The following is a 12,072-nucleotide window of genomic DNA, read 5'->3' on the forward strand; positions in this document are numbered from 1 at the left end:
GCGCATCCGCGTGGTACCCGTCTGTGGGCGGCGGAGGCGCGCTAAATTTGCTGCCGAGGTGAAGAAGACCCTGTTGTGGAAGGTCCTGCATGTCCCTTGGGGGTTCCAAGGGGTTGCGGCGGGTTGTGTACCAGCGGTGCTGGCGCCTCCTTGCCCCGGCGTGTGTCCTGTTGTTATCTAGCCTATCGGGTTCTGCTGTGCGTCGCGCGGGTGGGAGGTTTCGTTTGTGTAAATTCTCGCTTGTGTCTCGCTCGTGCGCCTCGGTAGTTCAGGTTCTGGGCGGTGCTGGGGCCGCTCCCCTGCTCTTTTCCCCTGCCCTCTGATCCCCCGTTTTTCTGCGGTGCGGGTCTAGGTTGTGCCCAGATAGTCGGCAGATGACGGTTCGCGGGGCGTGTACGGGTGCGCCTTGAGATAATGGGAGCATGCTACATTCCATTCTTCTTTCCTCGACCGTACAGCTTCCGCTGGCGCAGATTCCCCTTGCGACCAGCATCGTGGCGGCTGATCCCACCGGTTTAGAGTGGCTGCTAATCATTGCGGCACCGGTTGTTTTCTGCGTTGTGTACCTAGCGTGCATTATGGCGATTGCGGCGTTTGGTCCGCTGGTCATGAGGAACAACAAGTCTGGCGGCACGACCTACCTGCTGGACCGCCCCTCCCGCGTTGCATTTAGGACTCGCACCGTGGCGTTGTGGGCGCTGGTTGGTGCGTTTGTGGAGCTTCTTTGGCTCGGTTATACGGGCCGTGTGGGCTCTATTGCGGTCATTCCGATTCTTCTGTTTACGTGGTCGTGGAAGTTCGCGTTCTTCTTCCTGCCGCTGCAGCTGATTCGTGCCTGGTATGTGCACGCAAGCCGCGGCAAGTATGATGCGCTGTCGGCTGAGGGCGCTCAGCGCCGTGAAAAGCTGAACCGTAAGAGCGCTTACGAAGTGTCGAAGATGATGCAGCGTAACCCGCAGCAATTCGCCATGAGCAAGGAGCTGCATAATCTGGCGCGCGGTCAGAAGATCGCGGGCGTGCGTCCGTTCCAGAACCTTGATGAGGCAGGCAAGAAGCGCCGCACGAACTATACGGTGGAGTTGGCTGTGGCGCTCATGCAGGCGCGTGCCATGAACCCCGGCAAGCTTCCGTCGGAGGCGTTCGGTGAGAGCATCCTGGGTATGGGCGTTGGCATTGCTTCTGATCGGGCGGTGGAGCAGACCTGGCTGACTCTGTGCACGGAGCGTGTCAACGCGCCGGATGCACCGAATTACCCGGATTCGCTGTACCCGGTTGCGGCTCGTTTTTCGCTGTTTACCACGATGTCGCTGTTGCATCCGGTGATGGGTCGCCCCTATTCACCTTTCACAGCGCCGGATGCTCGTCGTTTCGTCCCCCGTGATTTCTCGGCGGATACTGTGCTGTTGAAGACTGAGGAGCTGGGCAAGAAGGCTCTGGCGCAGAGCGCGATTTTCCGTCAGATTCATGAGCGTCTTTTGCCGTTGCATCGGCAGCAGCCTCAGCTGGTGGATGGCCGCGCCCTGGCGTATTGCGGTGCCCTGCTGGTAAGCGTGGCGAAGGCGGAGGCGGAGAGCCAGCGGTTGACGCACCAGATTCTGGCGGCGGCGGCTTCTGAGCGTGGCATCCTGTCTTTTGGCGTGTTCTCGCAGGTGTCTGAGGATTATCAGTGCGTTCAGCGTCTGCTGAATCTGATGGTGAAGGCGACCGCCGACGTTGAGCGTTTCATCAACGCGGTGGAGGCGCTGGTGCAGATGCATTCTGGTCCGGTTCAGCCTTCCGGCATTGCGTACGAGAAGGTGCAGATGGAGTACATCGCTGCTCTTCTGGACGTTATTGTCTTCTCTTCGCACGCCCCGCTTGCCGGCTCCATTCAGGCGTCTTACGCCCTGCTGAAGGCAGACTATGAGGCGTTTACGTTCAACACCACCGATGAGCTGAGCCGTAGCTACTGGCTGCAGTACGCGAAGAACGCGGTGAACGCCTGCGATACGGGCCTGTCTCAAGGCTATGAGGGTTTCTTCGATAACGATGCGGCACTGCCGGCGTGGGAGTCCTACGCGGAGGACGTCGTGAAGGAAGTCTGCACCTATTCGATCATGCAGCTGTACTGGGATGCTCTGGTGCAGCAGGCGCTCATTCAGCGCGATTTGCCGCGTGAGTTTAGTGATGCTTCTTCCGCTGTTCCGGAGCTGATGAATAAGAACGCCGCTGCGTCGTTCCCGACCTACTACATTAACCTCATCTGGAACTAGGCATAGTTGTTCCCTCGTGGTGAGCGGTACGCCAGGTTGGAGCCGTGCAGGGTTAGAATAGTCAGCATGACTACTGAGCGTTCTTCCGAGATCTCTTCGCCCTACGCGGCACAGCCTGCCGCTACCTCTGCGGCGGCTCCCGCGACTGCTTCTGCATCGAAGCCTTTTGACCTGGACACCGTCAAGAAGGTGCGTACCGTTCACCTGGCACAGGCTAAGGCGACCGGTCAGAAGTTCTCCATGCTGACCTGTTATGACGCTCTGACGGCGCAGATTTTTGATCGCGCCGGCATCGACATGCTGCTGGTAGGCGATTCAGCGGCGAATGTGGTGCTCGGCTACGAGTCCACCCTAACCATTACCCTGGATGAGATGATTCCGCTGGTTGCGGCGGTTTCTCGCGGTGCGTCCCGCGCCATGGTGGTTGCTGATCTGCCGTTTGGTTCCTATGAGCAGTCCCCGCAGCAGGCGGTGGCGAGCGCTGTTCGCCTGATGAAGGAGGGCGGCGCGCACGCGGTCAAGATTGAGGCTGATGCGTCGATGGCTGAGTGGGTTCGTGCCCTGGTGCGTACCGGTATTCCGGTAGTGGCGCATGTTGGTTTCACCCCGCAGTCGGAGCATGCCCTGGGCGGTTTCCGTGTGCAGGGTCGCGGCGATGCGTCTGAGCGTGTTCGTGAGGATGCGGTGGCGCTGGCTGAGGCTGGCGCGTTCTGCGTGCTCATGGAGATGGTGACTACCCAGACTGCGCAGCTGGTGGATGAGGCTGTGGGCGCTGTGCCGACCATTGGTATTGGTGCCTCGAATATGACCACCGGTCAGGTGCTGGTGTGGCAGGACATGATGGGCGTTCGTTCCGGTCGCGTGCCGCGTTTTGTGAAGCAGTTTGCGCAGGTCGGCCAGGTCATGGAGGACGCTGCGCGTGCTTATCGTGAGCAGGTTCGTTCGGGTGAGTTCCCGGCGGCTGAGCACACTTTTGAGTAGGCTTTAGGCTGAGAAGAAAGCTTGAGAAGAAAGACCCCCGTATCCGGTGCTCCGGGTGCGGGGGTCTTTCGTCTCAGACTGTATATCTGTTGGGCGGCGTGCGCCTTGAACGTGGCTGAGGGCGTTGGGCAAGGCTGAGGGTGCTCGTTCTTTAGAGCCAGCCGCCGTCCTTTTCCCAGGCGTCGTTGCGTTCGCGGGCGCGGTCCATGGCGTGTGCCGCCTCCTCGTAGGTTTTGAAGGGGCCCCACAGGGAGGTGACGGCGCTCTGCTGGCCGCGTTCAACCTGACCGGTTTTGAGGTTGTACCAGTACTCTTCGGGGTGCGGGCTGGTGGCTTCGGTCGCGGAGTTCAGGGTCTTTTCAACCGCCGATTCGATGGCTTCGCTCAGGTGGTTTTTCTTCTCACTCATGGGTTCTCCTTCGACGGTGAGGGGTTGGTGTTTCTAGCTTCTCACGCGCGTAGGTTCGTGGCAATGAGGCGGGCGGAGCTTCTCACGGCGTTTCCCCTCCACGGTCTTCCGCCTCTGCCTTCCACTCCGGCTTTCCGCCCGCGCAGTTTTTGCCTCTAGCGTGCATGAAATTTTATTCACAATCTGGGAAAAAGGTACGGCTTGTGTATCCGCCGCTTTTTAGCGCCTGAGCAAGGGACACAACCCGCCCACGCCCGGTAAGATGAAACTATGTCTTCAACCAAAACGAATACTTCGCACAATCTTCCCGCAGAGCCCGGTCGAGCACCCGTGGGTTGTCTGACCCCCGGACGCATCACCCCCATGCGCCCGGTCCCCTCGCACATTGTTCGCCCCGAGTACGTGGGTAAGCCCACCGCCAACGAGGGTAACGACTCGAACATGTACACCCCCGAGGAAGTTGAGAAGGTTCGCGCAGCCGGCAAGATTGCGGCAGGCGCCATCGTTGAAGCATCCAAGATTTGCGTACCCGGCACCACCACCGACGAGATTGACGTGCTGGTCCACGAGTACATTTGCGACCACGGCGCGTACCCCTCCACCGTGGATTACCGCGGCTACCCCAAGTCCGTGTGCACCTCCCTGAACGAGGTCATCTGCCACGGTATCCCTGACTCCACCGTGCTGGAGGACGGCGACATCCTCAACCTGGACGTCACCGCATACCTGGACGGCATGCACGGCGACACCAACAAGACCCTGCTCGTCGGCAACGTGGACGAAGAGTCCCGCCTGCTGGTTGAGCGCACCGAGGAGTCACTGAACCGCGCGATTAAGGCTGTGAAGCCAGGCCGCCAGATCAACGTGATTGGTCGCGTCATTGAGAAGTATGCGGCACGTTTCGGTTACGGCGTGGTTCGCGACTACACCGGTCACGGTGTGGGTCGTGAGTTCCACTCGGGCCTCATCATCCCCCACTACGATGCGGCACCCGCCTACGACACCGAGATTCGCGAGGGTATGATCTTCACGATCGAGCCCATGCTGACCCTCGGCACCATCGAATGGGACCTGTGGGATGACGACTGGACCGTGGTCACCCGCGACCGCAAGCGCACCGCGCAGTTCGAGCACACCCTCGTGGTGACAGCTGACGGCGCGGACATCCTGACTCTGCCCTAATCCGCAGCCCTCTGGGTTTCCTGCCTGTGCAGGTACGAGCCCAGCCCCTCACTTTTTATATCAATTCACCCACTGACAAGCCCGCCCACTCCACTAGGTTACACGGCAGTAGGCGGGGCGAAAGAGAGAGAAAACCATGAGCGAATACGCAGAACCCGGCGTCATCAACGAGCTGCCCGCCCCCACCCCCAAGGACCTGCAGATTGGTGTGGACATTGGAGGCACCGGCATTAAGGGCGGCATCGTCGACCTGCGCACCGGTAACCTCGTGTCCGACCGTTTCCGCATTGACACCCCCAAGCCCGCAACCCCCGAGGCTGTGGCTGATGTTGTACGCCGCGTAGTCGACGAGCTGCAGGGCCGCGACCTGGCACCGGACCCCGAGTCCGCTGTCGGCATCGACTTCCCCGCAGTGGTGAAGAACGGCATGGTCTTCTCCGCAGCGAACGTGGACGACTCCTGGATTAACACCGACCTGGAACAGGTCATGAGCGAGGCTCTGGGCGGCCGCACCGTCTACGGCCTCAACGACGCTGACGCAGCCGGTCTGGCTGAGGCAACCTACGGCCAGGGTCGTAACCGTGACGGCCTGATCGCTGTCATCACCCTGGGCACCGGCATTGGCTCCGCCCTCATCAACGACGGCGTGCTGATCCCGAACACCGAGCTGGGCCACCTGGAGATCGACGGCCACAACGCCGAGTCTCAGGCTTCCGCTCGTGCCCGCGAGGTGCACGAGCTGTCCTGGAAGAAGTACGGCAAGCGCCTGTACCGCTACTTCGAGCACGTTCAGATGCTCTTCTCTCCCGACCTGTTCATCATCGGCGGCGGCATCTCCAAGAACCCGGAGAAGTTCATGCCCTACTTTGAGGACCAGATTCGTACCCCCATGGTCATGGCTGCCCTGCGTAACAACGCGGGTATTGTGGGTGCGGCACTGTGGGCTGGCGGCATGCTGCCCGAGCGTAAGCGCCGCGGCGAAGCGTAAGGTTTTCCTGAACCTGCTTGACCCGCGGCCGCGTAAGCGCCGCGGCGAAGCGTAAGGGCTTGCTTCCTGCTGTCCGCCTCGGATAGCGCTTCACATACGTACGAAGGGACCGCCTTCCGAATCATTCGGAAGGCGGTCCCTTCTGTATGCCGCCGCTCATGTAGCGGCGGCTGAGCTCATTAGCTACTGGGTTAGCTAGTGGCTGTGCTAGTCAGTTACTGTGCTAGCTAGTTACTGGGCGATGCGGTCCTCACGCAGACGCGCAATCGCCTCCTCAAAGTCCTCAAGGTTCTCAAACGCCTGGTACACGCTCGCAAAACGCAGGTAGGCGACCGCGTCCAGCTTCGACAGCGGCTCCAGGATGGTCAGACCCACCTCGTGCGCGTTAATCTCCGCCAGACCGCGAGCACGAATCAGCTCCTCAACCTCCTGGGCGAGCTTCGCCAAATCGTCCTCACCCACGGGGCGGCCCTGGCATGCCTTACGCACGCCCGCGGCAATCTTCGAACGGTCAAAAGGCTCGGTCACGCCGGAACGCTTAATCACCGAAATGGTGGTGGTTTCAACGGTCGTGAAGCGGCGAGCGCAGGAGGTGCACTGGCGGCGGCGGCGAATTGCGGCGCCGTCATCGGTGGTGCGGGAATCCACCACGCGCGAGTCGGTGTGCTTGCAATAGGGGCAGTACATTGTTTCTCCTTGGCTGGGCGCTAGCGCCCGCGTATACAGCGCTCAAGAATATTTATACCTATTCTACCGTGATATACAGCGGATACACCGTATGTTGTGAGTGAATATACGCTCAGGGTGGACTCTGCTATGCAGAATCCACCCTGTCATTCCCCTCAGCGGGGGTTGTGCGTTGTTAGCGTCGAATGCAGCTCGGACCGAAAATCGTCTTGATTTCACCGAAGAGGCTCGGGTTCGGTTCCACACGCACACTAGCGTCCAGAAGCACCAGTTGCTCCTTATCGCGGGTGCGGATGAGCATGCGCACATCCGCGGTGCCCTTGTGGTCGCGCAGGGTCTCCTTCAGCTCCTTCAGGTTCGCCTCGGTTACCAGGTACTCGGGTACCACGATGGTGATGGGTGCGGCGCGGCCGTCATCGCTGATTTCCAGGATCTGCAGTTCCTGCGCGCTCATGTTCACGCTGCCGTCGTCGCGGCGCTGCACGCGGCCACGAATCGAGCAGATGAGGTCGTCCGCCAGGGCGGCGCCCATCGTCTCGTAGGCGCGGGAGAAGAACATGACCGTAATGGTTGCGCCCGAGGGGTCTTCCAGCTCCACGGAGGCGTACTGGTTACCGCTGGACTTGGCGATACGGCGCGAAACGCCGGTGAGCATACCCGCAACGGTGACGGTTTCGCCGTCGCGCACGTGCGAGTCTTCACCAATGATGTCGTGCACCGAATGGCTTGCGGCATCCGAAAGCGCACGCTCCAGGCCACGCAGCGGGTGGTCCGAAACGTACAGGCCCAGCATGTCACGCTCAAAGTTCAGCTTCTCGCGGCGTTCCCAATCCGGAACCTCCGGGATGGTCACGGTCAGCTCATCACCCAGAGCATCGTCCATACCGAGGGAGCCGAAGAGGTCGAACTGACCCGCCGCTTCCTTACGCTTGACCGCCACGGCCGCGTCCACTGCCGCCTCGTGGATGAGGGACAGCGAACGGCGGGTGTGGCCCAGGTCGTCGAAAGCGCCTGCCTTAATGAGCGACTCGATGGTGCGCTTATTGCACACCTGCAGCGGCACCTTCTTCAGGAAGTCGTTGAAGGACTCGTAGCGGCCCTTCTCCTCGCGGGCGGCAATCATGCCTTCGACCACGTTCGCACCCACGTTACGAATCGCGCCCATACCGAAGCGGATATCGTCACCGACAGGGGCGAAGGTCAGGGTGGATTCGTTCACATCCGGCGCGAGCACGGTAATGCCCATGGCGCGGCACTCATTCAGGTACAGCGCGAGCTTGTCCTTGTTATCGCCCACGCTGGTCAGCAGCGCAGCCATGTACTCCTGCGGGTAATGCGCCTTCAGGTACGCCGTCCAGTACGACACCAGACCGTACGCAGCCGTGTGCGCCTTGTTGAACGCGTAGTCAGAGAACGGCAGCAGAATATCCCAGAGCGCCTTAATAGCGCCCTCAGAGTAGCCGTTAGAAATCATGCCGTCGTGGAAGGTAGCGTACTGCTTATCCAGCTCCGCCTTCTTCTTCTTACCCATCGCACGGCGCAGCAGGTCTGCCTCACCCAGAGTGTAGTTCGCGACCTTCTGAGCAATTGCCATAACCTGCTCCTGATACACAATCAGGCCGTAGGTGGTGTCCAGAATGTCCTTCAGCGGCTCTTCCAGCTCGGGGTGGATCGGCTCGATCTCCTGCTTACCGTTCTTACGCAGAGCGTAGTTGGTGTGCGAGTTCGCGCCCATCGGGCCTGGACGGTACAGCGCCAACACTGCCGAAATGTGCTCGAACTCCTCGGGCTCCATGAGCTTGAGCAGCGAGCGCATCGGGCCGCCGTCGAGTTGGAACACGCCGAGGGTGTCGCCGCGTGCCAGCAGACGGTACGATTCCGGATCGTCCAAAGACAGGGATTCCAGGTCCAGGTCGATGCCTCGGTTGACCTTAATGTTCTCCACCGCATCGGAGATGATGGTGAGGTTACGCAGACCCAGGAAGTCCATTTTGATCAGGCCCAGGCCCTCACAGGTGGGGTAATCGAACTGGGTAATGACCTGGCCGTCAGCCTCGCGGCGCATCACGGGAATCACATCCACCAGATTCTTGCTGGACATAATCACGCCCGCGGCGTGCACGCCCCACTGACGCTTCAGGCCCTCCAGGCCCTTCGCAGTCTCGAACACCTGGCCGTAAATCTTATCGACCGGGTCCTCAATGAGGGCGCGCAAATCTGCGGCCTCGGCGTAGCGCTTATCCTCTTCGTTGTACACGTTCGCCAGAGCAATGTTCTTGCCCATGACGTCCGGCGGCATCGCCTTGGTCAGGCGCTCGCCCACCGAGTACGGCTGGTCCATCACGCGGGAGGCGTCCTTGAGCGCCTGCTTCGCCTTAATGGTGCCGAAGGTGACAATCTGCGCGACCTTGTCCTCGCCGTACTTATCGGTCACGTAGTCGATGACCTCGCCGCGGCGACGATCGTCGAAGTCCACATCGAAGTCGGGCATGGAGACACGGTCGGGGTTGAGGAATCGCTCGAAAATCAGGTCGTGGTCGAGCGGGTTCAGCTCGGTAATGCGCATCGCGTACGCTACCATCGAGCCTGCACCGGAGCCACGGCCGGGGCCCACGCGAATACCGTTGCGCTTTGCCCAGTTGATGAAGTCGGCGACCACGAGGAAGTAGCCGGGGAAGCCCATGGAGGTAATAACCCCCACCTCGTACTCCGCCTGCTTGCGCACAACATCAGGGATACCCTGCGGGAAGCGATAGTGCAGGCCCTTTTCAACTTCCTTCACGAACCAGGATTCCTCGTTTTCGCCCTCGGGCACGGGGAAGTTCGGCATGTAGTTCGCCTTGGTGTTGAACTCCACGTTGCAGCGTTCAGCGATTTCGAGGGTGTTCTCGCAGGCACCGGGAATGTCACCAAAAATGGAGTACATTTCCTCGGGCGAGCGCAGGTAGAAGTTATCCGCGTCGAACTTGAAGCGCTTGGGGTCGGTCAGGGTCGAGCCGGACTGCACGCACAGCAGCGCCGCGTGGGCGGTGTGGTCTTCCTGGCGGGTGTAGTGCAGGTCGTTGGTCGCCACGTAGGGCAGGTTCAGCTGCTTGGCGAGGCGGTGCAAATCCTCCTGCACGTTGCGTTCAATGTCGAGGCCGTGGTCCATGACCTCGCAGTAGAAGTTGTCCTTGCCGAAGATATCGCGGAAGTCGCTCGCCGCCTGAATTGCTTCGTCGAACTGGCCCAGGCGCAGGCGCGTCTGGATCTCGCCGGAGGGGCAGCCGGTGGTCGCAATCAGGCCCTTCGAGTAGGTCTGCAGCACCTCGCGGTCCATACGGGGCTTGTACAGCTGACCTTCCAGCGACGCAATCGAGGAGGCGCGGAACAGGTTGTGCATGCCCTCGGTGGTTTCAGCCCACATGGTCATGTGGGTGTACGCGCCACCACCGGAGACGTCATCACGGGAGCCGTCGCCCCAGCGCACACGCGAACGGTCGGTGCGGTGCGTGCCGGGGGTCAGGTACGCCTCCACACCAATGATGGGCTTGATGTCGTGCGCTTTAGCCTGGCGCCAGAAGTCGAAGGCACCAAAGAGGAAGCCGTGGTCACTGGTCGCCATGGACTTCATGCCGAGTTCTTTAGCGTGGGTGAACAGGTCACCCAGACGCGCGGCACCGTCGAGCATGGAGTACTCGGTGTGCACATGCAGGTGCGTAAATTCTTTGGTTGCCACGGGAATCTCCTGGAGGTGTGGGTTGGAGGATGGGCGGTGAATGTGAAGCTGTGTGCGGCGGCCCGCGGGCGGCTCTACCTAGCTGGGCTGTCTAGCAGAGCCGAGCTGTCTAGCCGAGCTGAACCTTACCCTCACGCAGAGCGGTCAGCGCGTAGGACAGGTCGAGCGGGTACTCGCTGGTGAAGGTCACGCGCTCACCGGTGCCGGGGTGGTCGAAGCCCAGGCGGTGCGCGTGCAGCCACTGGCGAGTCAGACCCAGTTCGGCGCTAAAGCGCGGGTCAGCGCCGTAGGTCAGGTCACCGCAGCAGGGGTGGCGCAGCGCGGAGAAGTGCACACGAATCTGGTGAGTACGTCCGGTTTCCAGGTGCACCTCTACCAGGGATGCGGGGCCGAAGGCTTCGAGCACATCGTAGTGGGTGATGGAGTTGCGTCCGTCTTCAACCACGGCGAACTTCCATTCGTTGCCGGGGTGGCGGCCGATGGGTGCGTCGATGGTGCCGCGCAGAGGGTCGGGCAGGCCCTGCACGAGGGTGTGGTAGACCTTGTCCACGGTGCGTTCCTTGAAGGCTCGCTTGAGTTCGGTGTAGGCGCGTTCGCTGCGGGCTACGACCATCAGGCCGCTGGTGCCCACGTCCAGGCGGTGCACAATGCCCTGGCGTTCTGCCGCGCCGGAGGTAGCAACCGAAATGCCCTCGCCCATGAGCGCGGAGATGACGGTGGGGCCGTGCCAGCCGGGTGAGGGGTGTGCCGCCACGCCTGCGGGCTTGTCCACCACAACGATGTCGTCGTCCAGGTGCACGATGCGGAAGCCGTCCACCTTCTCGGGGCGGATGTCCGCCAGATCGCGCGGTGCGGGTGCATCCACGACGACCTCGTCCCCTGCGGACAGCTTGTAGGACTTGCCGATTTTCACGGTCTTGCCGTTGTTGGTCACGGTCACGTGGCCGTCACGAATCCACCCGGAGGTGCGGGTGCGCGGCGCATCGAGGGCACCGGCGAGCGCGGCGTCCAGGCGCATACCGGCGAGCGCGCCTTCAACGGTGAATTCGGCGCGGATGCGTGCCGTATCTTCGGCGGCGTTGGTGGTTTCGCTCATGCGGCTCTCCTTCGGGTGGTGTTTGCTTAGGTTTTCTGTGTGAGGGGTCGTCTGTGTGAGAATGGCTATAGGCACGTGTAATGGCGATGTAGCCGGGCAGGGAGCTACTTGGAGTTCTTCTCTGCCGCGTTCTTATCGCCAGCCGGGGCATCGCCATCAGGGGTTTCGTCAGCGGGCGCCTGCACACGGGTTCCGTTGAGGTTCAGGCCCTTGAAGTTCAGCAGAACGATGAACGCCATGCACACGCAGATTGCGGAGTCTGCAATATTGAAAATCGCGAAGTTCGGTACGGAAATAAAGTCGACCACGTGACCGGAACCGAAGCCGGGTTCACGGAAGAGACGGTCAAAAAGGTTGCCGCAGATACCGCCGAGCAGACCGCCCAGCGCGAGGGTCCAGGACAGGGCGCGGGTGCGGCGCAGCAGGTACAGCACCACGGCTGCGGCGGCAACCATGACGAGGGTGAAGACCCAGGTGACGTTCTCACCCATGCTGAATGCGGCACCGGAGTTACGGATCGAGTACCACCACAGCAGCCCGTCAATAACGGTGATGCGCTCCCCCAACTGCATCTGGGTGACGACCAGGTATTTGGTGCCCTGGTCGATAGCGAACACGACGGCGGCAAGCACGAGCGCGAGGATCCCCGCGGAGCGAGCCGAAAGGATGCGCACGCGGCGACCAGTAGATTCTTCGGCGGCGTTATCGCTAGCCTGTGCGACTGAGGATTCAGCAGTCTTGGGGGTGTTGGTCATAGCT

General features: G+C 61.3%; 9 protein-coding genes. 4 read left to right on the forward strand and 5 right to left on the reverse strand.

Annotation, left to right across the window (positions count from 1 at the left end; translation table 11 throughout):
• Positions 1-422: 422 nt before the first annotated feature.
• Positions 423-2,252: a geranylgeranyl pyrophosphate synthase gene (locus HMPREF2712_RS08505; RefSeq protein ID WP_070819748.1), complete on the forward strand. Its 1,830-nt coding sequence runs from the start codon at positions 423-425 to the stop codon at positions 2,250-2,252.
• A gap of 66 nt (positions 2,253-2,318) precedes the next feature.
• Positions 2,319-3,233 carry a 3-methyl-2-oxobutanoate hydroxymethyltransferase gene (gene panB, locus HMPREF2712_RS08510; protein ID WP_070819749.1) on the forward strand — a complete coding sequence of 305 codons (915 nt, stop codon included), beginning with the start codon at positions 2,319-2,321 and terminating at the stop codon, positions 3,231-3,233.
• Positions 3,234-3,384: 151 nt separating this feature from the next.
• On the opposite strand, the gene HMPREF2712_RS08515 is transcribed toward panB, so the two are convergent.
• Positions 3,385-3,642, reverse strand: a complete 258-nt coding sequence (locus tag HMPREF2712_RS08515) for a hypothetical protein (RefSeq protein ID WP_083315065.1) — start codon at positions 3,640-3,642, stop codon at positions 3,385-3,387.
• 270 nt (positions 3,643-3,912) lie between these two features.
• On the opposite strand from HMPREF2712_RS08515, the gene map reads away from it, so the two are divergent.
• Together map and ppgK are read left to right on the forward strand one after the other, a co-directional pair.
• A complete protein-coding gene (gene map, locus HMPREF2712_RS08520) occupies positions 3,913-4,824 on the forward strand; it encodes a type I methionyl aminopeptidase (RefSeq protein ID WP_070819750.1) in 912 nt (303 codons plus the stop codon).
• A gap of 136 nt (positions 4,825-4,960) precedes the next feature.
• Positions 4,961-5,812 carry a polyphosphate--glucose phosphotransferase gene (gene ppgK, locus HMPREF2712_RS08525; protein ID WP_070819751.1) on the forward strand — a complete coding sequence of 284 codons (852 nt, stop codon included), beginning with the start codon at positions 4,961-4,963 and terminating at the stop codon, positions 5,810-5,812.
• Between the two features lie 231 nt (positions 5,813-6,043).
• Here the strand turns inward: ppgK and nrdR are convergent, their stop codons facing one another.
• The 4 genes from nrdR to lspA form a co-directional block, all read right to left on the reverse strand.
• Positions 6,044-6,499 (reverse strand): transcriptional regulator NrdR, encoded by a 456-nt coding sequence (gene nrdR / locus HMPREF2712_RS08530; RefSeq protein ID WP_005506525.1) that lies wholly within the window; start codon positions 6,497-6,499, stop codon positions 6,044-6,046.
• Positions 6,500-6,674: 175 nt separating this feature from the next.
• Positions 6,675-10,217: a DNA polymerase III subunit alpha gene (gene dnaE / locus HMPREF2712_RS08535; RefSeq protein ID WP_070819752.1), complete on the reverse strand. Its 3,543-nt coding sequence runs from the start codon at positions 10,215-10,217 to the stop codon at positions 6,675-6,677.
• 109 nt (positions 10,218-10,326) lie between these two features.
• Positions 10,327-11,313 carry an RluA family pseudouridine synthase gene (locus HMPREF2712_RS08540; RefSeq protein WP_005507767.1) on the reverse strand — a complete coding sequence of 329 codons (987 nt, stop codon included), beginning with the start codon at positions 11,311-11,313 and terminating at the stop codon, positions 10,327-10,329.
• 104 nt (positions 11,314-11,417) lie between these two features.
• A complete protein-coding gene (gene lspA / locus HMPREF2712_RS08545; protein WP_070819753.1) occupies positions 11,418-12,068 on the reverse strand; it encodes a signal peptidase II in 651 nt (216 codons plus the stop codon).
• Positions 12,069-12,072 lie beyond the last annotated feature (4 nt).

Source organism: Rothia sp. HMSC064F07 (assembly GCF_001837265.1).
Taxonomy (GTDB): Bacteria; Actinomycetota; Actinomycetes; order Actinomycetales; family Micrococcaceae; genus Rothia; species Rothia mucilaginosa.

What these genes read in the sequence shown, in the direction of transcription:
- HMPREF2712_RS08540 (WP_005507767.1), bottom strand. Translation starts at nt 11,313, where the DNA reads ATGAGCGAAACCACCAACGCCGCCGAAGATACGGCACGCATCCGCGCC.
- HMPREF2712_RS08515 (WP_083315065.1), bottom strand. Translation starts at nt 3,642, where the DNA reads ATGAGTGAGAAGAAAAACCACCTGAGCGAAGCCATCGAATCGGCGGTT.
- ppgK (WP_070819751.1), top strand. Translation starts at nt 4,961, where the DNA reads ATGAGCGAATACGCAGAACCCGGCGTCATCAACGAGCTGCCCGCCCCC.
- panB (WP_070819749.1), top strand. Translation starts at nt 2,319, where the DNA reads ATGACTACTGAGCGTTCTTCCGAGATCTCTTCGCCCTACGCGGCACAG.
- nrdR (WP_005506525.1), bottom strand. Translation starts at nt 6,499, where the DNA reads ATGTACTGCCCCTATTGCAAGCACACCGACTCGCGCGTGGTGGATTCC.
- lspA (WP_070819753.1), bottom strand. Translation starts at nt 12,068, where the DNA reads ATGACCAACACCCCCAAGACTGCTGAATCCTCAGTCGCACAGGCTAGC.
- HMPREF2712_RS08505 (WP_070819748.1), top strand. Translation starts at nt 423, where the DNA reads ATGCTACATTCCATTCTTCTTTCCTCGACCGTACAGCTTCCGCTGGCG.
- map (WP_070819750.1), top strand. Translation starts at nt 3,913, where the DNA reads ATGTCTTCAACCAAAACGAATACTTCGCACAATCTTCCCGCAGAGCCC.